Genomic DNA, 24,600 nt, shown 5'->3' with positions numbered 1-24,600 from the left:
AAACTAACAAAACAATGAAAACAGATCTGATAGAAAAGGCTTATGCCGTAGCGAAAGAGCGCTACGCTGCCATCGGTGTAGATACAGACGAGGCTATTGCACTACTCGAAAAGCAACAGATTTCACTACATTGCTGGCAAGCTGACGATGTAGTGGGATTTGAGCGCAACGATGCCTTGAGCGGTGGCATACAGACCACGGGAAACTATCCAGGAAGAGCCCGAAACATTGACGAGGTCAGAAAGGACATCGAATTTGTAAAAACCCTGATAGCAGGAAACCATCGTCTCAACCTCCATGAAATCTATGGTGACTTCGGTGGAAAGTTCGTTGACCGTGACCAATGCGGTGTAGAACATTTCCAGAGTTGGATAGACTGGGCAAAAGCCAACAATATGAAGCTCGACTTCAACTCCACATCATTCTCACATCCCAAGAGCGGCAGTCTCTCGCTGTCTAACCCCGACCAAGCCATTCGCGACTTCTGGATAGAGCACACCAAGCGCTGTCGCCGTATTGCCGATGCCATGGGCAAGGCACAGGGCGACCCCTGCATCATGAACATCTGGGTTCATGACGGTAGCAAGGATGTTCCTGTACAGCGTAAGAAATACCGTGAACTGTTGGCTGACTCGCTCGACCAAATCATGGCAGAGAAACTCGATGGAGTGAAAAACTGCTTCGAAGCCAAACTCTTCGGTATCGGACTGGAATCATATACTGTAGGATCACACGACTTCTATACCGCCTACTGTGCTACCCGCAAACAGATGTACACCCTCGACACCGGTCACTACGAACAGACCGAGAACGTTAGCGACTTTGTATCGACCCTTCTCATGTACGTGCCCGAACTGATGCTCCATGTCAGCCGTCCTGTACGTTGGGATTCAGACCACGTGACCATCATGAACGATCAGACGCTCGATCTCTTCAAAGAACTGGTTCGCTCAGACGCGCTCGACCGTGCACACGTCGGCCTCGACTATTTCGATGCCTCCATCAATCGCATCGGCGCCTATATCGTAGGCACTCGCGCCACACAGAAATGTATTCTCCAGGCACTGCTTGAACCCAAAGCCCTTCTCCGTGAGTATGAAGACAACGGCCAGTACTTCGAGCGCCTTGCCCTGATGGAAGAAGCCAAATCAATGCCTTTTGGTGCAGTATTCGACTATTTCAACATGAAGAACAACGTACCCGTAGGTGAAGAGTATATGGCCTGCGTGCAACAATACGAGAAAGACGTGACATCAAAACGCTGATATTTGTCACAGAGATAACACGAAAAATCACCCCAAACCGCCTCCCCCTGCATCAGAGTGAGGCGGTTTCACCTTATTTATATAGGCTGTTTTTGAAGAATACCACAAACATGGTATGCGGAATGCCCCATATAGGGTATTTCGAGTATGCAGATTTCGCCGTACCTTTGCAACGTCAATCAGACAAACAGGATGAAGCGACAGCATAACATTCCATCACCTGTTACAGAGAACGACACAAAATAAAAAACAATATAAACACAAACTAAAAAGAAAGGAAACAAGTTATGAGCAACAACAAGAAACTTCACTTCGAGACACTCCAACTGCATGTAGGTCAAGAGCAACCCGATCCAGCAACCGATGCACGTGCCGTACCCATCTACCAGACTACATCATACGTGTTCCGCAACTCACAACATGCTGCCGACCGTTTCGGTCTGCGTGACGCAGGAAACATCTACGGCCGACTGACCAATTCAACCCAAGGAGTCTTCGAAGACCGCGTTGCCGCATTGGAAGGCGGTGTGGCAGGACTGGCTGTAGCCAGTGGAGCAGCTGCCGTAACCTACGCACTGCAAAACATCGTATTGAACGGTGACCACATCGTTGCTGCCGATAACCTCTATGGTGGTTCGTTCAATCTCATCACCCATACACTTGCCAACCAAGGTGTGACAAACACGATTGTCAATGTAAACGACCTTGATGCACTTGAAGCTGCCATTCAGCCCAATACCAAGGCAGTATATGCCGAAACCTTTGGCAACCCCAATGCCGATGTCACCAATATCGAAGCAGTAGCAGAAGTGGCACACCGCCATAACATCCCCCTCATCATTGACAACACCTTCGGCACCCCATACCTCATCCGTCCTATCGAACATGGAGCCGACATCGTCGTTCACTCAGCCACCAAATTCATCGGCGGACATGGTTCAAGTCTTGGCGGCGTGATCGTTGACGGTGGAAAATTCGACTGGAAAGCCAATGCCGATAAATATCCCACACTGGCCAAGCCGGATCCCTCATACCATGGTGCAGTATTTGCTGATGTTGCAGGAGCAGCAGCCTTCGTCACCCGCATCCGTGCCGTCATTCTTCGTGACACCGGTGCCACGATCTCTCCCTTCAATGCCTTCATCCTGTTGCAAGGTCTGGAGACGCTGAGTCTGCGCGTAGAACGCCATGTAGAGAACGCGCTGAAAGTGGTAGAATTCCTCAGCAAGCATCCCAAGGTGGCTAAGGTCAACCATCCTTCGCTCGCCTCACACCCCGACCACGAGCTCTACAAGCGCTATTTCCCTCAAGGCGGTGGCAGCATCTTCACCTTCGAGATCAAGGGTGACGAGAAAGACGCATGGAAGTTTATCGACTCACTGGAGATTTTCTCCCTCCTCGCCAACGTTGCCGACGTGAAGAGTCTGGTCATCCACCCCTATACCACCACACACTCACAGATGAGTCCCGAAGAACTGGCACAGCAGCACATCACCCCCAGCACCATCCGCTTGAGCATCGGTACAGAACATATCGACGACATCATCGACGACCTATCCCATGCATTCGACAAAATATAAACCGTAAATTCTAAATAACTATGGCAAGAATCGCAAAACAACTGACCGAACTGATCGGCCATACCCCATTACTCGAACTCACTAAGTTCTCTGCTTCCCATGGACTGCAGACCCCCATCATTGCCAAGGTGGAATATTTCAATCCTGGCGGCAGTGTAAAAGACCGCATCGCATTGGCGATGATAGAAGATGCCGAACAGCGGGGAATCCTCAAACCCGGTGCAACCATCATTGAGCCGACCAGTGGCAATACTGGTGTAGGCCTTGCATTGGTATCGGCAGTAAAAGGCTACAAACTGATCCTCACCATGCCCGAAACAATGAGCATCGAACGCCGCAATCTGGTGAAGGCATACGGAGCCGAGGTTCGGCTGACCAGTGGCAAGGACGGTATGGCAGGAGCCATCAAGGCCGCCGAAGAACTGCGCGACAGCATACCAGGCAGTGTCATCCTGCAGCAGTTTGAAAACGGTGCCAATCCAGCACGCCACTATGCCACAACTGGTCCTGAGATCTGGCAGGACACCGATGGAAAGGTAGATATCTTCGTAGCCGGTGTAGGCACAGGAGGAACCGTCAGCGGTATTGCCAAATACCTCAAGGAGCAGAATCCCAACGTAAAGATTGTTGCCGTAGAGCCCCTCTCTTCGCCTGTTCTCAACGGTGGTCAGAGCGGTCCACATAAGATTCAAGGCATTGGTGCAGGTTTCGTGCCCAAGACCTATGATGCCTCGCTGATAGACGAAGTGCTCGACATCGACAACGACGATGCCATCCGCACAGGTCGCGAACTGGCACAGCAGGACGGTCTTCTGGTAGGCATTTCTTCTGGAGCAGCAGCCTATGCCGCCTCGGTATTGGCCAAGCGCCCGGAGAACGCAGGGAAAACCATTGTCACCCTATTGCCCGATACCGGTGAACGATACCTCTCTACTGTGCTCTATGCTTTCGACGAATACCCACTATAAGCTTCATATTGACGTTATTTGATAAAAAAGAATAATAAAATTTTGTAATGTAACCTATTTTGGTTATCTTTGTGGCTGAATAACTATAAAGATATTCTCAGCAACAGATGCAAAGAAAACCAAACAAAAGGTTCATATATACATTGGTAGCCATAGTCCTTTTCAGCACTATGGCTGCCAATGCTTCGTCTTCCAACAATCATACAAGAACATACACCAACGAACATCCGCTGATCTATGAAGACTGTTGGGATATGTACCCCTATTCCTTTCTTAACGAGCAGGGCAAGCCCGACGGCTACAACATCGAGGTCATTAAGATGATCTTTGAGAAGCTCAAAATCCCTTATACCATTGTATTAAAGCCAGCCACACAAAACCAGGCAGACCTCAACCATGACAATGCCGACCTTATCGTTGTCAGATCAACAGGATTCTTCAGTCGCTTCGGCCATTATAGCCGCAACTCCATATCACTCATCACCATGAGTCTGGCAACACCAATCGACAAACCCGTCAACATCCATACGTTCAGCGACCTGAGCAAGCAGCGGGTCACTGTCCTCGACAGCGGCATGGTGCATCGCCTGATGATTGACTACGAATGGGGAGCGAATGCCATCCCCGTGAAAGACATCAACGAGGCCATTCTCAGAGTGAGCGATACCGAACAGGGGCAGGTCATCTGGTACAAGCCGTCGCTGGAGTATCTGAAGCGGACGTACGACCTCGACAACATCCAGATTACCGATGTCGATATCCCCCTGGGTGAGGCGCGTTTTGTATCCCACAACCAGCAATTACTAAACCAGATAGACAGTGTCTATACCCTGCTCAATTCCGAAGACCGCTTCGAACCGCTGCAGAACAAATGGTTCTACCCCGATCGTGGCGAATGGCAGATGCCGGCATGGGCATGGTGGCTGATGGGCATTGCCACACTGCTGACCATACCATTGCTGTATAGCCTATACTACTTCCGTCGCAAAGACAGGCAGCTTGCCAAGTCCTACGACTTGAAGAACCAGCGTATGTCGCTGATTCTTGAAGCCAGCGGCGTAAGAATGTGGACCTACAACGTCCACACCGAGTCCTTCAACTGGTATGATCGCGACAGCATGAACTATATCACCTATCCTGCTGAAGAATTCTCCCACCGCTACTACACTGGCGACTTCAACCGTCTGATGCGTGTCATCGAGCAACTCATAGACGGGAGCATCACCGACGAACAGGTATCGCTTGACATCAAGGCGATGGATGCCGAAACAGGCGACAATCAGGAACACGACTTCCAGATACAGCTCTCCGTCCTGCAGCGCAACAAGAAAGGCAACCCTATTGTCATTCTTGGCACGAAGAAAGACATTACCGACGAACTCCGCATGGAGCAGGATGCCGAAGAGCGACTCATTCGCTACAAGACCATCTTCGACAGTTCGACGATCGGCATCATCGTGTTCAACGCAGAAGGACAGCTCACCAATATCAACGAAAAGGCATGCAGCCTCTTCCAGTGCGACAAGAAAGACATCATCCGCCAGTCGCCCTCTTTCCGTACACTTTTCGAACTCGAAGAGGATCACATCGAAGCGTTGGACGGTGTATCGATGTGTCGGAAGGTGGACTTCGACAATCATCTCACCAGCAAGGAGCTGGGCCATATCATCAACCAGAGCGGCACACAGATCTTTGAGATTCACATGATGGTGGCTTGCGACGAAGCCAACGAGCACGCCAACAATCTGTTGGTGGTCGTAGAGGACATCCGCCAGCACATCGAGATCAAGAAGCAATGGAAAGATAAATTGGCAAGGAAACGAGACCTGCAGCATCAGCTCGACAACTATATCGACCATACCAACTACCTCTTGAAGGTCAGCGGCATGCGCATAGTGCGCTATTCTCCAGAAACCCATACGCTGTGTGTCAAAGACAATCTCAGCCATGTGCAGTACGAACTGACCCAGACCCGTTGCATGACATTGGTTCACGAGCGTTCGCAGAAACGCGTCATGCACCTGTTGAGCAAGATGGACAACCGTTCGCAGGAACCTTTCTGCATGGAGGTGATGACCGTCATCCGTTCGGGCGAGAACCCGTTGTGGCTCAGATTCTGCATGACACCTGTTCATGATGATATTGAAGAGAAAGACGCCTATTTTGGCATCTGCTACGACATCAGCGAACTGAAAGCCAACCAACTGCGTCTGGACGAAGCCTACAGCACCGCTCGCGAGATTGAGCATGCCAAAAACAGCTTCCTCAAGAATATGTGTTACGAGATACGCACACCGCTGACCGCCGTTGTGGGATTTGCCGAAATGCTCTCTACCGACATCACCCCAGAGGACGAGCATGTATTCACCAAAGAGATACTCGACAATTCCGACCACCTCCTGCGACTGATAGACGAGATACTCTTCTATTCGCGCATCGACTCCGACATGGTGAAGATCAGCCCGACACCCACTGAGTTTACCGAACTCTTCAAGACAAACTGTCAGCGGGGATGGGACATGGCACACCCCAACGGTGTCAATTTCATCATGGAAATACCCTACGACCAACTGGTTCTCAATATCGACGGCTACAACATAGCCCATCTGCTCACATCGCTCATCAGCAATGCCGCCTTCAACACGAAGCACGGTTTTGTCAGAGTGCGTTTCGACTATATCGGTCGCCGTCTCATCATCTCCGTAGAAGATACCAGCGACGGCATCAGCGACCGCGAACTCCAACTCATCAAGCAGCATACCGGCGGCAGCATCGACGAGCGTATCGGCATCAGTCTGCCCGTCTGCAAGCAACTGGCAGAGATGATGAACGGCACACTGGAAATCAGTTCTGAATCAGGACAGGGCACCATCGTATGGGTCAGCATTCCCTGTCAGGCATCACTTATCAAACGTAAGAAGTTCATTTAACCATGAAAGTTAGTTTTCTGAGACATATCATGACATTGATTGCTGCCCTGCTGACCGTCAGCACGGCATGGGGAGACGCACCGCGACAGAAGACGCAGTACCAGCGCCGATACGACGCTGCCCACCCCGTCATCATTGTGGGCGACTGGGACAAGCCGCCCTATGAATTCCAAGACGACACGGGCAGGCCTGCCGGCACCAATGTTGAGATCATGACAGAAATATTAGACCAACTCGACATCCCTTATAAATTCGTACTGAAAGAGTGGGCCAATGCCCTCAAGACCTTCGAACGTGGCGATGCAGACCTGATTCTTGCCAATGTCGGACGCTACAGGAAACCGCCTTTTTGCTATACCCGCAACATCATCAACTACAACCGCATCGTGGCAGTCACCTGCGGCACAACATCGTCCAACAGTTCACTCAAAGAACTGGTGGAAGCCGGTACGGTATTGAAACCAGCCGACTATACGGAACATTATTTTCTTGAAGAAGACTCATCCTATCTCAGCCAATTGGAATTTCAGTCGCCCACGACAGCCCTTATGGGCGTATTGGCACACGACTTCAAATACTACGTATGGGGTGAAGAACCGCTGAAATGGAAAATCAGACAACTCAATATGGACAAGTCGGGATTCATCCTCAACGATGTGGGCATACCCGTCAGCGAGATCCACGTCATCGGACGCGATACGAAACTCATCGCAGACATCGACTATGTCTATTCCCAACTGAAACAGCGCGGACGGGTGGCACTCATCAACGACAAATGGCTGCATCCAGAGCGCATCCGTAAGAAAACCATCCCCATGTGGGGGTATCTGATGATTGGCGCGGTGATGTTTGCCCTGATGTGCTATATGGGCACCCGCATAGCGAGAGGGAGGGTGCGCGCCAAGAGCCAGCGCAACAGCGAACTCGATGCCATGATGACGCGTGCCCTGCAGATGGGCTACCACTACGTATTTCAGTACGACCTTACCTCGCGCATACTGGTCAATCAGTACGGCAGTCTGCTGCCCGACGAGGGTATGTCGTGGTTCGACTTCAGCCAGCGCCTCCACCCTGCCGAACGCAACAACTGGGTGAGACGGCTCGAACAGCTGAGAGACGGCAGCATGGACAAACACGTGGAACTGAGTGGACGATGGAATGCCGGCACTAAAGACAAGCCGATATGGAAACACCTGCGCGGCCACTTCGCCGTCGAGCAGGATGCCTACGGACAGCCAGTAAACATCTATGCCACCATAGTCGATAAGACCCACAACGTAGGACTGATCCACGAAGCCAACAAGATGGAGCGGAAGTTCCTGCAGTTCTTCCAATTCTCAAAGGTGGCCATGGCAGTCTATAACCAAAACGGATGGATAGAAAACAGCAACGAAGAGATGAAACGCATCTGTAAAGCTGATGCGAAAAACGCACGATTGCTGCAGAAGACTTCACTTTTCGACATGCCGATGTTTGCCGACGCCTTCAACGAGAGTCGCCACGACCCCATCTTCCTCTGCCACCTTGCCCCCGCAGACAGCGACCAGGGTCGCGAGGCATGCGTGGAATACAACGTCGTCCCACTCTTCGACTACTTCGGCCGTGTCTCCAACTACCTCCTCATGGCTTACGACATCAAAGCCCAGAGCGACACCTACCACCATCTCATCATGTGTCAGCACGAATGTGATACGCTCCAGCGATACATCGACTATAACGAGAAGCGACTGAAATTCATGTTGAATCACTCCGACTGGACGATGTGGGAGCTCGATCTACGCAATAAGATGATCTACTATTCCCACACGCTGAAACATGCAGACTACGTCATCGAGTTTGAGAAATACCTCAGACAGCTGCCCCCGGAACTCTACGACGAATACACGATCAGCGACGAGAGCATCGGCCTCTTCCAAGGACCATTCCACGTGAAGCGGCAGCTCAACTCCTCCGCATTCAGCAAAGGTCCGTGCGCCCACGACATCTACGGTCGCCTGCGCAAAGGCGACGACGGATCCACCCTGGGCTACAGCGGCATGCTCCACGACATCACCAGACTGGAGAATATCAAGAAAGAAGTGGGCGAGATCAGCGAGAAAACCAAGAACAGCGCCCAGCAGAAGAGCGTCTTCCTCGCCCAGATGACCCACGAACTGCGCACGCCCCTCAACTCCATTGTAGGCTTCTCCGACATGCTGAAATATGCAGAATCAGCCGGGGAGCGTGAACGCTTTGTCCACATCATCCGCACCCATTGCGACATCCTGGTGCGTCTCATCAACGGCATCCTCGAAGCCTCCACCATCAACGACAACCCGATGGACGTCAAGCCCGCCGAAGTTGACTTTGCCGAAGAGTTTGAATACCTCTGTCAGTCCATCGAGATCCGCGTGCAGCGCCACCATCTGCGCTTTGTCACCTCCAAACCCCTGAAGAAGCTCAGAGTATCGATCGACATCGGTCGCGTGCGCCAGATATTCAGCAATTTTGTGAGCAACGCATTGAAATACACGAAGAAGGGCAGCATCTGGGTAGGCTATCGCCTGGAGAAGCGCAACGGTCAGATGGGCATCTATGCCTTCTGCGAAGACACCGGAACGGGCATACCCCACGACAAACAAAAAGCAGTTTTCGATCGTTTCGTCAAGCTCAACGAGTTTGTGCAGGGCACAGGCCTCGGCCTCTCCATCTGTAAGTCCATCGTCACCGCCTGCCATGGCGACATCGGCGTAGAGAGCGAAGTGGATAATGGTTCTAAATTCTGGTTCTGGATTCCTGTGGAGGTTATTGAAAAGGAATAGAGGTAAGGGCGCTTCACCCCGTTCTCATATACCAAAGTTATAGTTTTTCACAATATTTCAACCACTCGACCACGTATCCACGTAACTTACTAACATAGAGATTATTATAGAGCAGTAGATTATTAGATTATCGGCCACACATACAAGCGAACTCTTTGTCAACATCAATCCCATGTGTTGGCAATATCTTTGCCAACATTAGACAATACACTTGCTAAACGTTGGAAAACACCTTTATCAACGTTGGAAAACACCTTTATCAACGTTGGAAAACACCTTTATCAACGTTGGAAAACACCTTTATCAAACGTTAGATAACACCTTTATCAAACGTTAGATAACACCTTTATCAAACGTTGGATAATACCTTTATCAAACGTTGGATAATATTTTTATCAGGCATCGGCAAAAGTCCTGATAAACATGGGCAAGATATTCTCTGGTGGTCGAAGTGTGGTCGAAACACGTAAATATAAAGTCATCGACCACCACTTAAAGCATTGCGCAATAGCGCATTATGCCTCAGCGGTGGTCGAGTGGTCGAATATTTTTGAAAATCATAAATAAACCTCATCAGACGCTGCACCACATTGGCTACAGCAACTGATGAGGAATCATCCAACATCAGCATTGGACAGTGTGGACTTATGGGCTGGAAGTTATGCCAGCAATGCCTGTTGCAACCAATAGGTCACAATGCCTGCAAGATAGCCGACGAAGGCAATCCACGTGATGCGCTTCAAGTACCAACCAAAAGTGATTTTCTCTAAGCCCATGACAACAACACCGGCTGCAGAACCGATGATGAGCATCGAACCGCCTACTCCGGCACAGTAGGCGAGCAACTGCCAGAATAAGCCGTCGATGGCCATGGCACCTGTCTCGGCTACGGGATACATACCCATACAGCCTGCTACCAGGGGCACGTTATCGACTATGCTGGAGAGGACACCGATGATGCCGTTGATGACATAGTAGTTGCCGACAAAGACTTCGTTGAGTCCGGTGCCCAAGGCGGTGAGGACGCCGATCTCCTGCAGCACGGCTACTGCCATGAGGATGCCGAGGAAGAACATGATGGTGGAGAGGTCGATGCGCGACAGGAGGTCGCTGACGCGCTTTGCCATAGTGTCGTCTTCGCTAGTATTGTGATGGAAGATCTCGGTCACGGTCCACAGTACGCCGAGCACGAGGAGGATGCCCATGAACGGAGGAAGATGGGTGATGCTCTTGAAGATGGGCACAAAGACCAAACCGCCTACGCCGAGCCAGAAGATGATGTTGCGTTGCACCTTGGTGAACTGGCTGATTTCGGCGGTGACGAGGTTCTGCTCTTTATCAAACTTTCCACTCAACGAATATTGCAGGATGAAGGCGGGCACCAACATCGATACCAACGAGGGGATGAAGATTTCAGTAAGGATGCCCTGAGTGGTGATCACTCCCTTGATCCACAGCATAATGGTGGTAACGTCGCCAATGGGCGAGAATGCGCCTCCTGAGTTGGCGGAGATAATGATCAATGCGGCATAGATGAGACGCTCTTCACGCGACTGTACCAGTTTGCGGAGTACCATGATCATGACGATGGAGGCGGTGAGGTTGTCGAGGATGGAAGAGAGGAAGAAGGTGGCAATAGCCACACGCCACAGGAGTTTGCGCTTGGAGCGTGTCTTCATGATGTCGCGCACAAAATTGAATCCGCCGTTGCTATCGACTATCTCTACGATGGTCATGGCGCCCATTAGGAAAAAGAGGGTGCCTGCGGCATCGCCCAGATGGTGTTCGATCACTTCGGAGATGTGGTGGAGTACGCCGTCAGAGGCTACATCGGGATAGTATGCTCCAGGTGATACCATCAGCAGGGTCCAGCAGACCACACACATGAGCAGAGCAATGGCTGCCTTGTTGATTTTCGTCAGACTTTCAAGGGCTATACAGAGGTAGCCTGCAACAAAGGCGACGATGATGAACATTGTAATTGTACTCATTTTGATGTAATAGTTCTATTTATTGTTTTATATTGTTTATTCCTCTTTTGAAGGCCAGGCGGAAGGGGTTTGGGAATAGAAGTGCAACAGGGGTGCGCCCTGCAGTCCGCTTCGCATCAGTTGCCATCCGTCGTAGCGTGTCTTCTTATAGTTGATATCCACGAAGTTGATTTCCTTGAATTTTCGCCATTCCACACCACGTCTATCGAGATCGCGTATGCGGTTGGCTGGCAGATTGGTCACTTCAATGCGCAGGGTGTTCTTGCCCTTGCGCAAGGCGTCGCGGCAGTCGAGCTGGAAGGGTGCTGCCCATGCACAGCCGATGAACTTGCCGTTGATATATACGCGTGCCGACTCATAGACTTCGCCCAGCGAGATGATGCAGGCCTGGGCGGCTTGCTTTCTGGTCAGGCAGAAGGCGGTCTCATAGACTCCAGTGCCCATGGTCACAGAGGCGGATTCGCCAAGCGTCTCCCAGGTCTGCGGAGTCGGCATGGTGTAGGTTTCGCTGACGCGTGGCGTCTCGCCGAGGAACGACAGGGTCCAGGGGCCGTCCAGCGGCAGGGTCTCTGTCGCTACTGTCATACCGTATTGGCCTGTTGACAGGGGACGGTCGGCAGCTGTTCCTGTTTGCAGGATGATGCTCTCTCCCGACTGAAGACAGACGACAGGAGCGTCGGCAACCATAGGCAGACGGTTCACGTCGCCCGTCATGGGATTGTAGCAGACGATGTGTTGCGTAGGTACGGAGAGACATGATGCGTTTAAGCGACAGTCGCGGGGCGAGAGATTGACAACGAAATAGATGTAGCCGTCGTCGGTCTTTCTTCTGATCATACGCACACCGGGATTCATTCGCCATGGTTCGGGTTTGGCAAGATGCGCCATCGCCTGTCGGTCTTCACCATAAATAATATAAGGTGTGAGGTTCTGTAACAGGCTCTGAAGTCTGTCGTCAACGGTGGTACCTGTGGGGATGATTATTCCCCTGTAGCGTGTGCCGCCAGGGGTGACGAGCTGTCCGCCATCGACCTTGACCTGTGCCAGTTGGCGGTCGCTGATATAGTCGCAATCGTAGCCGAGGCTGTCGATGCGGAGGATGCTCCGGATAAACTGCGGACATTTCTCGTCCATGGTATGGATGTCGAACTGCATGAGGAGGTCTTCCCCGCCCCTGCGGTCTTTGCTCTCCGACTTAGCATCATCATTGCGAGAACCGCGGATGCGCCACATGTCATGGACGGGCAGATAGACCAGAAAATCATTGTCGGGCTGTCCCATTTGCAGGAACGACTGGCAGCGTTCGATATACTGCATCAAGAAAGGGGCATCGCGCCAAATGCTGTTGGTGGGACTCATATCGACCGATGCATAGAATTTCCATCCGGGCCATGGATCATGCTCCGGGGTGTAGCAACTACCATGAAAGAAGATGTGGTTGATGCCGCATGAGAACATCAGGTCGATGTCAGGCTTCATCTGCGACAATGAGGTGCGGAAGTGTTCGGTCAACCAAGTGAGCGTCTCGCTGCTGGTCAGCGGCTTTCCCATCACATGTGCTGCCGACGATGCGTATTTCAGCATCGACACATCGCTGTAGTTCTTGAGGGTCATGCCGGGGTCTCTGCGCAGTCCGCGGATGCCAAACTCGGAGCGTCCGAAGCCTTCTATCTCTGGTATATCTACGGCGGCATAAAGATCGAGCAGATTGGCAGGAGAACCGTGGGCTTGGTTTCTCACCAATACCCCATGGCGGTGTGCCCACGCCACCCACTGCTGGGTGAAGTTCTCATAGAGCAGGTCGCTCAACGTCTCACGATAGTCGTGGAGCGCCTTATTACCGTCACCACCGTCAAGAAGTTCGGGCAGATGGTCGCGCAAGTCGTAGCCACGGCGTTTGAGAAATTCGTCGAAGAGCGAAGGGGTCCAGTTGGCCTTATACACCTCATAGGAGTCGTTGAAGAAGGTATGGGGATAAGGAGTCTTGGTGTATTCAAACGCTTGGGTGAACCTATTGAGATAATGTGCCACCGCCTGACGGTCAAAATGGTCGATGACGAGTCCTTCACCACCGGGTGCAGCGCGTTTCACCTTCTGACGCGTGCGTGAGGCATAGACGCTGATGACGCGCCACTGGCGTGGTTGACTGGTGGGATATACTCTGGTGCATTGCCATTGGGCATAGGGGCGCTCCTTGGCAGGCACTGCCAGTCGGTGCTGGTCGGACGGGCGCTTGTCGGAGGTGATCATGCTGTCAACGAACACGGCCTTGCAGGCTGCCTCGTCTATCGTGACCTCAGGACCTCCGAAGGGCCATCCTGTTCCGCAGTTCATATCTACCTCGATATGATGGGCGGCGGCAATCTGCTGCACATCGCGCAATGCCGCCATCCACTGCAGAGAGAGAAATGGGAGTTCATGGGCTTCGTTGCCCTTCACACCATAGAGCGGTGTGATTTCCACTGCCCCAATGCCCACACGGGCATACTCGCCAAGGTTCCATTCCAGTCCCTGGTGGTCAACGGCAGATCCCAGCCACCACCATCGGGTGCCTGGACGTGCTTCGGGTTTGGGTGAAGGCCATGTCTGTGCGGTCGTGCCAATGGCAGTCATCATGGCGATCAGCAGTAGGATATATTTTGTTTTCATTGTTTCACACCTTAATCATATACATCGTTCATATCACAAACGGGTTTTATTCGTCCCTGGTGATCATGCGGTAATACTCCACTCCGCCAAGGAGGAAGCATCCGGTGCCGTAGTCTTCAAAATCGGGTACGCGGTCGTAACTCAAAGGCTGACCGGCAGAAGGATCTTTGCCCGTGCCTTGCATCCATCCGAGGAAGCCATCCTTGTGAACCGCCTGTTGCACCATCCCCTGCCATGCCCGACGGCATGCCGGCTCATATTTACGTTCGTCAAGGAGTCCCTGGCGTATGCCCCATGCCATGCCATAGAGGAAAAGCGCAGTACCGCTTGTTTCGGGCATGGCATAATGGGTGGACACCAGACTGGGATTCCAAAAGCCATCCTCACGCTGACAGTTGAGCAAGGCGCGGCTCATGGCCAGGAAATCTTTTTTCAGTTCCTTATAGACCTTGTCTTTCGGCGACACCTGTTGCATGCAGCGCACCAATGCGGCATAGACCCATCCGTTGCCTCTCGACCAATAGCAGGGTTTACCATCCGGCTCATGATAGGGCGCCACATAGTCGGCATCGCGCCACCACAATCCGTCTTTGGCATTGAAGAGTCCGCCTGCCAGCATGTTTCTGCTCCAACGATACATCATCATGGCATGTTGCTGGTAACGTTGATCGTGGGTGATGGCTGTCATCTGGAAATAGAGCGGCATGGCCATCTGAATAGCATCAATCCATGTCCACCAGCCATAGAGCGCATTGTTGGCTTTAGGATTGTAGGTTTTCATCTGCAGGTCGAGATTCTCTCTCACCTTACTGATCTTCTCATCGCCTCCAACCTGCAGATAGCGCATCAGGTAGGTCTGACCGCAACACTGGTCGTCGGCATTGCACGTGGTCACACCATAGCGGGGAGTCCACTGATGGGACGCTGCCCAGCGGTCGGTATAGTCGGCATAGCGCGCATCGGGATCTATCTCGTAGAGCGCCATCAGTCCTTCATAATATACGGCACGGGTCCATAGATTGCTCGTGCGGCTGCGTTTCACCATAGTAGGCAACGTCGGGTCGGCATAGCGTCCCATGAAATAGTTGTTGACGCGACGCAAAACCTGCATTGTTTCTGCTTTTTCGCAGGTACGGGACTGTGCGGCAGTCAGTGCCAGGAAGACACAGACCACCCCTGTGGTACATCGTTTCATTCTCATGTTAAATTGGTTTTATCAGTAGTTTTGTTTGTTTTCAAGGTTCAAAGGTACGACATTATAATCGAAATACAAAATTTTATTTCCTATATTGTTTGTCATTTCGGAATTTCTCCGTATCTTTGTCGAAACAAACGATAACAGTATATAATATGATAGACGTTAAGCAGACATTATCCGCAGCCGAAGAGCGCATGGAGATGGCAACCATGTTTCTAGAAGAAGAACTGAGCCGCGTGCGTGCCGGTCGCGCCAACGTCGCCATCCTCGATGGCGTGCGTGTAGAATCCTATGGTTCGAAAGTACCCTTGAACCAAGTAGCTAACATCTCTACACCCGATGCCCGCACCATAGCTATCAAGCCTTGGGACAAAAAGCAGATTCGCGAAATAGAGAAAGCCATCATGGACTCGGATGTGGGCATCACACCAGAGAACAACGGTGAAATCATCCGTCTGGGTATCCCACAGCCTACCGAAGAGCGTCGTCGCGACTTGGTGAAGCAGTGTAACAAGATTGCTGAAAGAGCCAAGGTGGAAGTGCGCAACGTGCGTGCCGACATCAAAGACAAACTGAAGAAGGCTATCAAAGACGGACTCTCAGAAGACCTGGAGAAGGATGCCGAGAACGACTTGCAGAAATTGCACGACAAGTTCATCAAAAAGCTCGACGACTTGATGGAGGCCAAGAACAAGGAAATCATGACAGTATAAGCCCGTGAAAGGACTCGTCATAAAAAACACCGGCAGTTGGTACACCGTTCTTACGGACGATGGACCAACTGTTGACTGTAAAATCAAAGGAAATTTCCGACTACGGGGGATTCGCTCCACCAATCCGGTGGCGGTGGGTGACCGCGTGGAAATCATCACCAATCAGGAAGGCACTGCCTTCATCACCGAGATTGAAGACCGACGCAACTATATCATCCGCAAGTCTATCAATCTCTCCAAACAAAGCCACATCCTCGCTGCCAATGTGGATCAGGCTCTACTGGTCATTACCGTGGCACGACCGGAGACAAGCACTACCTTCATCGACCGTTTCCTGGCTTCGGCAGAGGCCTATCGGGTGCCTGTGATATTGACATTCAACAAGACCGACACCTTGGCTGACGATGAACTGCATTACCAGCAGATGATGATCAGCCTCTATGAAACTGTGGGCTATGAGTGTCATGCCATTTCGGCTGCAACAGGTGACGGGGTAGCTGCACTAACCGAAAAGCTCACTGGAAAGATTACCCTGCTCAGCGGCAACAGCGGCGTAGGAAAATCAACCCTCATCAACTGCATCCTTCCGGATGTCAATCTGCGCACAGCAGAAATCAGCGATGCACACAACACGGGTATGCACACCACTACCTTCAGCGAGATGCTCCGTCTGCCCGATCAGAGCGGTTGGCTTATCGACACACCGGGCATCAAAGGGTTCGGCACCTTCGACATGGAGCGCAAAGAGCTCACCAGTTATTTCAAAGAAATCTTCGAGTACTCCAAACAGTGTCGATTCAGCGACTGCACACATACCCATGAGCCGGGATGTGCCGTTATCAAGGCGGTAGAGGATCACTACATTGCGCAAAGCCGTTATCAGAGTTATCTCTCTATGCTTGACGATAAGGATGAGAATCGCTATCGCGAAGCCTTCTGACTCCACTCGCTATCGAGAAGCCTTCTGCCCCCACTCGCTTACAGACAAACACCAGATGACACCTATCGAAGCACGATATTCCAATGGAGTGTCGTGTTTTTAAGGTTTTAGAGTACTGACTAACGACTTGGTTCTTTGGGATGAAGCAGGCATGCATCCCAAAAAGCATCAGTCGCTGCACCCCAGAGGCTACAGCTACTGACGGTATATTGAAATATCACATTTTACTCACCTATTGTAATGGTGTATTGTGACATGAATGAAGCACCGGGCTGCAGATGGTTCATTAAGACTTTGTCCTTAAATTCACCTTCCCATCCGCGTGGGTCACCCAATCCATACCATGGTTCAAGACATACAAACGGGGCTTTTTTCTGATAGGGACTCCAGAAAGCCATCACCGGACATTTGTAGTCGAGCGTTACAGCAGGACGACCGTCGGTGTCGAGCAAAGACACACGATGGGTCTGGCAACGATGGAACTTAACGGAGTCGTCCTTGAAATATTCATCGTTGAAACGAATCACACCTTGATCGGTCTCTGCAGGAATCTCTGTCATCTCATGACTACCATCGGCAAAACTCTTCAGATTGGTCATCGGCTGAGCGTTGTCCAATACAAGGGTACCTTTCAGTTCGTCGCCTTTCTTCATGCCTGGCACATTGAAAGCTGGATGACCGCCAATCTGGAAATGGATCTCCTGGGTGTCAGTATTCTCCACATGCCAAGTCACAACAACCTTGTTGCCATCAAGACGATAGCTGATGGCGAGATTGAAATGATAGGGATAGACCTTCAGGGTCTCTTCACTGTCATGAAGGGCATACGTCACGCGGTCTTTGGATTGTCTCACCAGCGTAAACTCGGTATCACGGGCAAATCCATGACGTGGCAAATGATATTGCTTGCCATCAACGGTATAGGTATCGTTGTTGACGCTGCAAACAATAGGAAACAGTATGGGTGAATGTCTCGGCCAGAAATCAGGATCTGCCTGCCAGAGGTATTCTCTTCCGTTGTTGTCTGTGATGCTTTGGAGTTCGGCTCCCAGCGGTGCCACCTTGATGGCTATCCGTTCGTTTTTAAGTTCTACCATATTGTTGTTATTTGTTTTAGATATGTTTCATTATTCGTTTGGAATGACGAAAGTAGCAAAAACTTTTGATATTGACAAACTTTCTGTAAGTCTTTTAGTGTAAATTAACGAAACAACAACCGCAGCGTAGGATGTCACAAAGGACAATCTCTACACTGCGGTTGTAACCGATAACCGATGGTTCGCGGGAAGATTCCGCTATCAGAACTGTTCGAGCAATCGGATTCGTTCTTCGGTGCTGGGGTGTGTGGCAAAGAGGCCGTTAATCATACTCATCACACTCTGTGCGTGACGACGGGGATGGATAATGAAGAGTTGGGCTACATCTTCACGCTCCACACGTCCGAGGCCTGGATTATTGGAAATTTTACGCAAGGCGGAAGCCAAGGCCAGGGGATTCTGGCACAGTTCGGCACCACCGGCATCTGCCATAAACTCACGTTTGCGCGAAATGGCAAAACGGGTCAGCAGTACAAAGACATAGGCAATGGCTGAGCAAAGCAGGCCGATGAGCAGCACGATGATGACGGAGAGTCCGCTGTTCTTATTGTCGTCGTCACTACTTACATGACGGTTGCCGCCGCCAAACCAGAATATGTTTTGTATGACATGCATCACCATGCTCATCACAGCCGATACTATACCTACGAAGATGATGCTCGTGATAAGCAAGCGGGTATCATGGTTGCGGATATGGGTCAGTTCGTGACCTATCACACCAGCCAGTTCCTCGTCGTTGAGTACCTTCAGCAGTCCGGTGGTGACGGTGACCGTATAGCTCTTGCGGTCGATACCGCTGGCAAAGGCATTGAGCTGCGGATCGTCAACCACACACACTTTTGGCATGTCCATACCTCCTGCAATACAGAGGTTTTCCACAATATTATATACCCGCGGATTCTCCCTGCGCTCTAAAGGGCGTGCGCCTGTGGCTTGTCTGACCATAGACGAGTTGAAGCAATAGGCAATGAGAAACCATACGGCCACACCGCCAATGACCCAAGGAATGGTTTGTAGGAAATAGTCGTTGACTACTGCTGCATCGAAGACATTGACCATATTGCCATATTCGTCATAATAATATGTGCCGAAATAGCTGACCAATGCCAGAAAGATCCATACCATCCCTAAAAGAATGGCGGGAAACAGCAAGAGCAACAAGAGGGTATAAAAATTGTTGCGCTGGATTTGTGTCTGAATACCAACGTATCTCATCGTTCTCACTTAGAATTTGATTTCGGGAGCTTTCTCAAACTGCGCACGTTGTTCCTGGGGTACTTCAAACATGGGTTCAGCATGGAAGCCAAACATGCCGGCGATGATATTGCCTGGGAATGTCTGTACGGCATTGTTGAGTTCACGAGTGGCTGAGTTGAAATAACGGCGTGATGCTGCAAGTTTGTTCTCGATATCCGAAATCTCACCTTGCAGTTGCAGGAAGTTCTGATTGGCCTTAAGGTCAGGATAAGCCTCAAGGGAAACTTTCAAACCTGACAAAGCGGCAGAGAGCTGGTTGTCTGCCTGCACCTTGTCGTTGATGGTCTGTGCGCCCATGGCAGCAGAACGGGCTTCGGTTACACGCTGCAGGAGTTCCTTCTCGTGGGTTGCATATCCCTTAACCGTTGCCACGAGTTGCGGTATGAGGTCAAATCGTTGTTTGAGTTGTACATCGATATTGGCAAAGGCGTTGATACGGTTGTTACGCAGTTTCACGAGATTGTTGTAGAAGAAGATAAGAATCAATGCAATTCCTACCACTGCCAAGATAATAACAAGTGTTGTACTCATAGTTTTTTCTATTAATCTATTAAATGAATATAATTCTTTTCTATTATAGACATCAAAGATACTGCCAAAGTTGCAGATTGACAAAAAAATTAAGCTTTGTTTACATCTTTACTGATAATTTATAGGAGATACAGCAAATTTATATAGGAGAAAGATGGGTGGTACATGGGACCTTCGTATTCCAAAGAGAGAAAACGGAAAAATCCGACTGGCAGTTTCCTTTACGAGGAGAAATCTGTCAATCGGATTCTGTAGAGTGACTTTAAATAATAGTCTAATTCATCTGGCGCAACACTTTCTCATAATAGTTTTGAGTGGCTCGCTTCGAGTAGTTGTGACCTCCATTCCATGCACGAATGGCATACTCCACGTTGTTTGCCTTGTTGTAGAACGACTGTATGAGAAGAAACATCTCTTTCGATTTCTTTGCATTGAATCGGTCGTTCATTGTGTAGCGCTTTTTGCTCTGCCTCATCTGCAGGATGCGATTGCATTCCTTAACGCAGATAGGTGTAATCTGCATGATGCCGCACGACTTACCACTTACGGCTTTAGGATTACCTTGACTTTCTACCTGAATAATCGCGCTGATAACAGGAGTCCAGTCAAACGAGCGTTCATTGTTCTTCGTTCCTGCCGAAGCATTGATGGAACAGGCCATCATGATGGCCAATGTAATCAATACATTTCTAGCAATCTTTGTCATAAATAATCCTGTTAAGCATGACCGTCTCACCACGAGACATTCAACCGTCACACTATTGTTAACGGGCACAAAGGTACGACTATTTTTTGGAACTACCAAACTTTACTCCGAAATGAGACGTTGATTATCAATTAATTAACATAAATCAACTGCTATTCACAGATGGAAATGCATAAAAAAAGGGGGCTTTCGCCCCCAATTATGCATGTTAACAAATCATCAATTATCCTGCTGAAAGAGTGGATCTTCTGGCATCACCATGATGGGTTTCTGATTATAGTCTTTCAGGAGTTTCTCGCTCACATATTTCTTATTGACTACGAGTCGGAACATGTATTCGCGGAACCATCTGTCGGTCATAATGAGGCATCCTTTCTGTCCCCAATCACCTCCCCAGGAGTTTTCAACTTTCCACTTTGTGGCCTTTCCGTTGGCATCAAGATCCACGGCAGTAAGTGTCATGGCATGGGTAGAGCCACTGTCGAATGTGGAAATGCGCTGGGCTTTGTCCATGGTGAATGAAGTACCGAAGAGAGAGGCATAGTCGAAATTCTCTGTATCGGCATAGCCACGTTTGCGGTCAAGTTGCTTGCCTACATCATAGCTGGAATAGAGTTTACGACCGTCTTTGAGCGATGCTACAGCGAGCTGTTCTATCTCATCCATAGGCAAGTTGAGGTACTTCCAGTTGTGCCCATCATAGGTATGGCGGTCGTATTCCACCTCATAGGTCTTATAATAAGGACGACGCGGATCGTTCATCACCATGATAAAAGTGCCATTGATAGGTCCACCAACCACTTCCTCTGCGAATGTCTTTGGAGTATAGTGTTTAACAGGAGTCTTTGCTCGTCCGTCCTTGCCTTTGAAAGCATAGTCAAACTCCTTGACGGGTTCACCAAGTGTAAGGGCAAGGATATTGTAGATTTCAGAAAGGGCGGTTACCTTAGCTTTCTGCACATCGGCTGTTTTCTTGCCATCTGCTACCATCTGGCGCAGTTTCAAACCATGTTCACGCAGTTTGGACTTGACGATAGAGGCCATCTTTGCCGTATTTTCTGCCGAGAAGCTTTCAGGTTGAACACTACTGGGCACAAGGCCGTACTTTTCTACCAAGTCTGCCACACCACAGAATGTTCCTCCGTCATTGATAGGACTTTGGAAGAAGAACTGCACGCGCTGGTCTTCAAATGGTTTCTTCGCATGATCTATCACGCCTTGAAGCATCAAGTTTGCCTTTTCAAGCTGGTCGTAGAAGAACAGATAGTTTTGCGAGAGCGAAACGGTCAACGAGTCTGTGCGTTTGGCAAAATTGCCACGCAGCACATTGAATCCGCTAAACATCCAACATCTTCCACTTGACTTTTGATTGGTGATAGACTGACTGGGTGTCTCCACACTAAAATAGGTATCGAAGGCTCCTGCATTGGCTTTGTTGACAGCCAAGCCGTCGATAGAATTGACAGCTACTGCATTTTGCAGCGCACGACTGGCAGGATTTGCCTGATGTTGCTTTTCAAATTGCTGCATCATCTGCGGAGAGATACCACCGGCATTTTGCGCCTCGGCATTGATGACGAGTAACATGGCTGCGGTTGTTGCCATTGCTGATTTGACGAAGTGTCGAGTAGTTATTTTCATTTGTGTCTTGCTTTTTTGGTTATTGATTTCTTTTTTTGCGTAGTAGTATTCTTCTTTTTGGTTTGCACAGTATTTTTCTTGTTTGTGGAAACAACAGCTTGGGGCTTATAATACTTCATAGCCTCAGGCATCCAGGCCTGTATCTGTGCTATACGTGTGGCATCGGTAGGGTGAGTGCTGAGCCATGATTTCGAGCCTCCACCAGTAGCTTGCGACATGCGTTTCCAAAAATCCACAGCTTTCTGTGGATCATAGCCTGCCATGGCTGCAAAGATAATACCGAGATGGTCGGCCTCACTCTCGTGGTTGCGCGAATATTTCGCACTTGCTCCCTTGGCTCCAAGTCCGAAAACCGTTCCGGCTATATTCTGCAGTCCGCTACTGGCACCTGCACCTTGCATCAAAACGCTGAGGGCTTGTGCGCCATATTGTTGTCTGATGAGCGTACTCATCTGCTCGGCAGAGTGCTTGGCCACCGCATGGGCTATTTCATGTCCGAGAACTATCGCAAGCGAAGTCTCGTCTTGAGTGACAGGCAACAGTCCTTCATAGACCACAATCTTACCACCGGGCATACAGAAAGCATTAACCTGCTTGTCTTGTACGAGATTGAACTCCCACTTGTAGTTGGCAACCTCACTGGAAAGGCCGTTGGCGTTGAGATAAGCCACAACGGCATTTGCAAGGTTCTGCCCCACTCGCTTCACCATGTTGGTATTTGCCACATTCGTGGAAGGTTTGGCGGTTTTCATGTATTCCGCATACTGTTGATTACTGAGGCTGAGCACTTTTTCGTCGCTCACCATCATGTGTTGTTTTCGTCCTGTGATAGGTACCGTCGTGGTGGTTCCACAACTGGCCAGTACGGCTACGGCAACTATCAAAACAATCAATTTAGCTTTATTCATTTTTTGTATTCTTAGTATCTTCTTTCTTATAGACATTAAATTGATATCAAATGCAAAGATACTACTTTTTTTGTACTTTAGCTATTTACAAAGGAAAAACATCATAATATTTACATAAAAAGCACTTCAAAAACCATTATTATACTACTAAAACAGCACGATCCCTACGGGGAAATATTACAGCGTATCAAAAACGCATAAATACGCATACCTATAAAATAAAATAGGGAATAAGACCGTATTTGTTGCATGATTCAGAAAAAAGCTGTACCTTTGTGCTGAAATTCAGAAAACTATTATGGGAAAGATTATTCTGACGGGCGACCGTCCTACAGGAAAACTGCACTTAGGCCATTACATTGGCTCGCTGCGCAGACGTGTTGAACTGCAAAATGCCGGAGGCTACGACAAGATGTTCGTATTCATGGCAGATGTTCAGGCACTGACAGACAATGCTGACAATCCAGAGAAAATCAGACAAAATATCATCGAGGTGGCCCTCGACTACCTTTCAGCAGGACTCGACCCTGAGAAATGCACCTTGTTTATCCAAAGTCAAATACCAGAACTGGCAGAATTGACCACCTACCTGATGAATCTCATCAGCGTAAGTCGCGTACAGCGCAACCCAACTGTGAAGACAGAAATCAAGATGCGCAACTTCGAGGCAAACATTCCCCTCGGATTCTTCTGCTATCCTGTCAGCCAAGCAGCAGATATCACGCTCTTCAAAGCTACTACCGTTCCTGCCGGAGAAGACCAGGAACCCATGTTGGAAGTGACTCGCGAATTGGTGCGTCGCTTCAACCAGACTTATGCACCGGTACTGGTAGAACCAGAAATCATGTTGCCCGAAAACGCAACAGCACGTCGTCTGCCCGGCACCGATGGTAAAGAGAAAATGTCGAAATCACTTGGAAACTGCATCTACCTCAGCGACTCTGCTGCTGATGTATGGAAGAAGGTGAAGAAGATGTCTAACGGAGAGCCACGTATGAGCTTGGACGAACCGGGACATCTTGAAGGAAATGCTGTTTTCACCTACCTCGAAGCTTTCAGTAGCGATGAAGACTTTGCTGAGTTCTGGCCAGAATTTAAGACTCTTGAAGAACTCAAGGCACAATATGTGAAAGGTGGTATCGGCGACGGAACAACCAAAAAGTTCCTCAACAATGTGCTCAATAAATTTATGGAGCCCATCCGCCAACGTCGTCATGAATTCGAGCAGGATATTCCTGAGATCTACAATATTCTGAAAAAGGGTACTGAAAAGGCGCGCGAGACAGCAGCTCAGACCATGTGTGAGGTACGTTCTGCCATGCAGATCAACTACTTCGACGATACCGAACTCATCCGTCAGCAGTCAGAACGTTTCAAGGGTTAAGGACTCTGATAGGCCGAGACTATAGCCGACACAAAACAGAC

Annotated in this window: 17 protein-coding genes; 8 read left to right on the top strand and 9 right to left on the bottom strand. The window is 49.8% G+C overall.

The features are described from left to right. Window positions 1-14 precede the first annotated feature (14 nt). The 5 genes from CIK96_RS01090 (at window position 15) to CIK96_RS01070 (ending at window position 9,544) form a co-directional block, all read left to right on the top strand. Window positions 15-1,265 (top strand): L-rhamnose isomerase, encoded by a 1,251-nt coding sequence (locus tag CIK96_RS01090; RefSeq protein WP_094390447.1) that lies wholly within the window; start codon window positions 15-17, stop codon window positions 1,263-1,265. Window positions 1,266-1,552: 287 nt separating this feature from the next. Continuing rightward, window positions 1,553-2,845: an O-acetylhomoserine aminocarboxypropyltransferase/cysteine synthase family protein gene (locus CIK96_RS01085; RefSeq protein ID WP_094439118.1), complete on the top strand. Its 1,293-nt coding sequence runs from the start codon at window positions 1,553-1,555 to the stop codon at window positions 2,843-2,845. Window positions 2,846-2,865: 20 nt separating this feature from the next. After that, a complete protein-coding gene (gene cysK, locus CIK96_RS01080) occupies window positions 2,866-3,813 on the top strand; it encodes a cysteine synthase A (RefSeq protein ID WP_094390445.1) in 948 nt (315 codons plus the stop codon). A 107-nt stretch (window positions 3,814-3,920) separates the two neighbouring features. Further along, window positions 3,921-6,743: a histidine kinase dimerization/phospho-acceptor domain-containing protein gene (locus CIK96_RS01075; RefSeq protein ID WP_094439116.1), complete on the top strand. Its 2,823-nt coding sequence runs from the start codon at window positions 3,921-3,923 to the stop codon at window positions 6,741-6,743. Window positions 6,744-6,745: 2 nt separating this feature from the next. Further along, window positions 6,746-9,544, top strand: coding sequence for an ATP-binding protein (locus tag CIK96_RS01070; protein WP_094439114.1), 2,799 nt, complete (start codon window positions 6,746-6,748; stop codon window positions 9,542-9,544). A gap of 659 nt (window positions 9,545-10,203) precedes the next feature. Here CIK96_RS01070 and nhaD read toward each other — a convergent pair. The 3 genes from nhaD to CIK96_RS01055 are packed head-to-tail and all read right to left on the bottom strand — an operon-like array spanning window position 10,204 to window position 15,379. Then, on the bottom strand, window positions 10,204-11,535 hold the full coding sequence (gene nhaD, locus CIK96_RS01065) for a sodium:proton antiporter NhaD (protein WP_094439112.1): 1,332 nt from the start codon (window positions 11,533-11,535) through the stop codon (window positions 10,204-10,206). A gap of 36 nt (window positions 11,536-11,571) precedes the next feature. Then, entirely contained in the window at window positions 11,572-14,184 is a 2,613-nt protein-coding gene (locus CIK96_RS01060) for a glycosyl hydrolase (protein ID WP_094439110.1), read from the bottom strand. Window positions 14,185-14,230: 46 nt separating this feature from the next. Beyond that, window positions 14,231-15,379 carry a glycoside hydrolase family 88 protein gene (locus CIK96_RS01055; protein ID WP_094435525.1) on the bottom strand — a complete coding sequence of 383 codons (1,149 nt, stop codon included), beginning with the start codon at window positions 15,377-15,379 and terminating at the stop codon, window positions 14,231-14,233. Window positions 15,380-15,534: 155 nt separating this feature from the next. Here CIK96_RS01055 and frr point away from each other — a divergent pair, with 155 nt between their 5' ends. Next, window positions 15,535-16,095 carry a ribosome recycling factor gene (gene frr / locus CIK96_RS01050; protein WP_094390439.1) on the top strand — a complete coding sequence of 187 codons (561 nt, stop codon included), beginning with the start codon at window positions 15,535-15,537 and terminating at the stop codon, window positions 16,093-16,095. A 4-nt stretch (window positions 16,096-16,099) separates the two neighbouring features. After that, window positions 16,100-17,035 (top strand): ribosome small subunit-dependent GTPase A, encoded by a 936-nt coding sequence (gene rsgA / locus CIK96_RS01045; protein ID WP_094390438.1) that lies wholly within the window; start codon window positions 16,100-16,102, stop codon window positions 17,033-17,035. Window positions 17,036-17,259: 224 nt separating this feature from the next. Here rsgA and CIK96_RS01040 read toward each other — a convergent pair whose 3' ends face one another. From CIK96_RS01040 to CIK96_RS01015, 6 genes are all read right to left on the bottom strand, one after another. Further along, entirely contained in the window at window positions 17,260-18,132 is an 873-nt protein-coding gene (locus CIK96_RS01040) for an aldose 1-epimerase family protein (RefSeq protein ID WP_094390437.1), read from the bottom strand. A 201-nt stretch (window positions 18,133-18,333) separates the two neighbouring features. Next, window positions 18,334-19,347 carry a M48 family metallopeptidase gene (locus CIK96_RS01035; protein ID WP_094435527.1) on the bottom strand — a complete coding sequence of 338 codons (1,014 nt, stop codon included), beginning with the start codon at window positions 19,345-19,347 and terminating at the stop codon, window positions 18,334-18,336. A gap of 9 nt (window positions 19,348-19,356) precedes the next feature. Continuing rightward, window positions 19,357-19,920 (bottom strand): LemA family protein, encoded by a 564-nt coding sequence (locus CIK96_RS01030; protein ID WP_094390435.1) that lies wholly within the window; start codon window positions 19,918-19,920, stop codon window positions 19,357-19,359. Between the two features lie 274 nt (window positions 19,921-20,194). Beyond that, window positions 20,195-20,626: a lytic transglycosylase domain-containing protein gene (locus tag CIK96_RS01025; protein ID WP_094390256.1), complete on the bottom strand. Its 432-nt coding sequence runs from the start codon at window positions 20,624-20,626 to the stop codon at window positions 20,195-20,197. Window positions 20,627-20,845: 219 nt separating this feature from the next. Further along, window positions 20,846-22,231, bottom strand: coding sequence for an aminopeptidase C (locus tag CIK96_RS01020; protein WP_094390257.1), 1,386 nt, complete (start codon window positions 22,229-22,231; stop codon window positions 20,846-20,848). A 32-nt stretch (window positions 22,232-22,263) separates the two neighbouring features. Continuing rightward, on the bottom strand, window positions 22,264-23,175 hold the full coding sequence (locus CIK96_RS01015) for a M48 family metallopeptidase (protein ID WP_094435792.1): 912 nt from the start codon (window positions 23,173-23,175) through the stop codon (window positions 22,264-22,266). A 298-nt stretch (window positions 23,176-23,473) separates the two neighbouring features. On the opposite strand from CIK96_RS01015, the gene trpS reads away from it, so the two are divergent. Beyond that, the gene (trpS, locus tag CIK96_RS01010; protein WP_094390258.1) at window positions 23,474-24,559 is read left to right on the top strand and encodes a tryptophan--tRNA ligase; all 1,086 of its coding nucleotides are present in this window, start codon (window positions 23,474-23,476) and stop codon (window positions 24,557-24,559) included. The last annotated feature ends 41 nt before the right edge of the window (window positions 24,560-24,600 follow it).

This window comes from Prevotella sp. P4-98 (genome assembly GCF_002251405.1).
Taxonomy (GTDB): Bacteria; Bacteroidota; Bacteroidia; order Bacteroidales; family Bacteroidaceae; genus Prevotella.
This window is presented reverse-complemented; position numbering and strand designations above follow the sequence as displayed.

Bases quoted from the DNA above. Each gene is read 5' to 3' on its own strand.
- CIK96_RS01090 (WP_094390447.1), top strand. From the start codon at position 15: ATGAAAACAGATCTGATAGAAAAGGCTTATGCCGTAGCGAAAGAGCGC.
- CIK96_RS01085 (WP_094439118.1), top strand. From the start codon at position 1,553: ATGAGCAACAACAAGAAACTTCACTTCGAGACACTCCAACTGCATGTA.
- nhaD (WP_094439112.1), bottom strand. From the start codon at position 11,535: ATGAGTACAATTACAATGTTCATCATCGTCGCCTTTGTTGCAGGCTAC.
- CIK96_RS01030 (WP_094390435.1), bottom strand. From the start codon at position 19,920: ATGAGTACAACACTTGTTATTATCTTGGCAGTGGTAGGAATTGCATTG.
- CIK96_RS01040 (WP_094390437.1), bottom strand. From the start codon at position 18,132: ATGGTAGAACTTAAAAACGAACGGATAGCCATCAAGGTGGCACCGCTG.
- CIK96_RS01020 (WP_094390257.1), bottom strand. From the start codon at position 22,231: ATGGCAACAACCGCAGCCATGTTACTCGTCATCAATGCCGAGGCGCAA.
- CIK96_RS01025 (WP_094390256.1), bottom strand. From the start codon at position 20,626: ATGACAAAGATTGCTAGAAATGTATTGATTACATTGGCCATCATGATG.
- cysK (WP_094390445.1), top strand. From the start codon at position 2,866: ATGGCAAGAATCGCAAAACAACTGACCGAACTGATCGGCCATACCCCA.
- frr (WP_094390439.1), top strand. From the start codon at position 15,535: ATGATAGACGTTAAGCAGACATTATCCGCAGCCGAAGAGCGCATGGAG.
- CIK96_RS01015 (WP_094435792.1), bottom strand. From the start codon at position 23,175: ATGAATAAAGCTAAATTGATTGTTTTGATAGTTGCCGTAGCCGTACTG.
- CIK96_RS01055 (WP_094435525.1), bottom strand. From the start codon at position 15,379: ATGAAACGATGTACCACAGGGGTGGTCTGTGTCTTCCTGGCACTGACT.
- CIK96_RS01060 (WP_094439110.1), bottom strand. From the start codon at position 14,184: ATGAAAACAAAATATATCCTACTGCTGATCGCCATGATGACTGCCATT.
- trpS (WP_094390258.1), top strand. From the start codon at position 23,474: ATGGGAAAGATTATTCTGACGGGCGACCGTCCTACAGGAAAACTGCAC.
- CIK96_RS01035 (WP_094435527.1), bottom strand. From the start codon at position 19,347: ATGAGATACGTTGGTATTCAGACACAAATCCAGCGCAACAATTTTTAT.
- CIK96_RS01070 (WP_094439114.1), top strand. From the start codon at position 6,746: ATGAAAGTTAGTTTTCTGAGACATATCATGACATTGATTGCTGCCCTG.
- CIK96_RS01075 (WP_094439116.1), top strand. From the start codon at position 3,921: ATGCAAAGAAAACCAAACAAAAGGTTCATATATACATTGGTAGCCATA.